Annotated in this window: 2 protein-coding genes; both read right to left on the reverse strand. The window is 59.2% G+C overall.

What is annotated here, in order from left to right; all coding sequences use genetic code 11:
• On the reverse strand, nt 1-583 hold a 583-nt coding region (locus JF66_RS18820), incomplete at its 3' end, for a hypothetical protein (protein WP_035880405.1).
• A complete protein-coding gene (locus JF66_RS18825) occupies nt 583-813 on the reverse strand; it encodes an ABC-three component system middle component 6 (protein WP_035880406.1) in 231 nt (76 codons plus the stop codon). The genes JF66_RS18820 and JF66_RS18825, both read right to left, overlap by 1 nt.
• Nucleotides 814-959 lie beyond the last annotated feature (146 nt).

Here is a 959-nt window from a genome sequence, read left to right on the forward strand (position 1 = left end):
TCACAGCGGCTAGATCGCGGATCACTTCCCAGTCCAACCCGAGTAGAAACGCGACGTGCTCGCGACTGCTGGTCGCACTCTGTTGCGCGATCATTTTTAATGGGTCTTTGGGGGTCTCGGTCCGAATTACATACGACAGGAGTGTGCGCACCGACAGCCCGCCACTAGTCTCCTGTTCGCCGGGCTCCAACCGGAAAAGCGAGAGCCCTAGCAGCTCTTTCCAGCTGTCGACAGTGATCTGTCCCTCGGAGAGCCAGGGACTGACCACGTCCCGTGCAGGACCGTCGGCCGCAATCGAGAGTCTGCGACCGCTCGCCAAGGAGCGCGTCGCGGTGACCGCACCCCCGAACATTTCAAGTGTCAGGGTAATCTCCCACCCGTCGTCGGCAAGGGGGCGCAAGCTGTTGGGGAGGCTGCCAGCCAGCACGTAGTTCATCAGCATGAGCACCGTTGACTTGCCTCGGGCATTTCGGCTGTCTTGGTCCGTCGAGTCGTGAGCGCGATCGGCAATAATCGCGTTGAAACCAGGCTGGAAGTCGATGGGCTTGAACTCGTCGCTATTGGCGCTAAGACGGATAAACACTAAACGATCCTCAACATGTGGTCTTCGTGGTCAAGCACGCCCGCGCCGTAGAGAAGCGTCAGCGCGGCAACGAAACTGTCGTACGTCGATGCGGCCGGCGTCTGCCGGTGCTCGACATACAGTTGGCCGATGCTCGTGCTGCGTCTACCCAAGAGCGCCAAAAGCGCCGCAGCTTCGCCGACAATGGTGCGCTCTAGGGGCGTAAATTTGTCCGGAAAAAACTCACTCATGTTCGAATATCTCGCATATCTCAAAGAGGTAAGCGATCACTGCGAGTGCGGCCGCGCGAATCTGCGGAGTGTCTCGCGGCCCAGCGTTCTCGATCGCCGTATCGACCAGATAGTCGAAAACCGCATCAGGCTCGAGATTTTCCGCG

This window comes from Cryobacterium sp. MLB-32 (assembly GCF_000738085.1).
Lineage (GTDB): Bacteria > Actinomycetota > Actinomycetes > Actinomycetales > Microbacteriaceae > Cryobacterium.

Excerpts from the sequence above, each read along its gene's own strand:
- JF66_RS18825 (WP_035880406.1), bottom strand. The coding sequence starts at position 813 with ATGAGTGAGTTTTTTCCGGACAAATTTACGCCCCTAGAGCGCACCATT.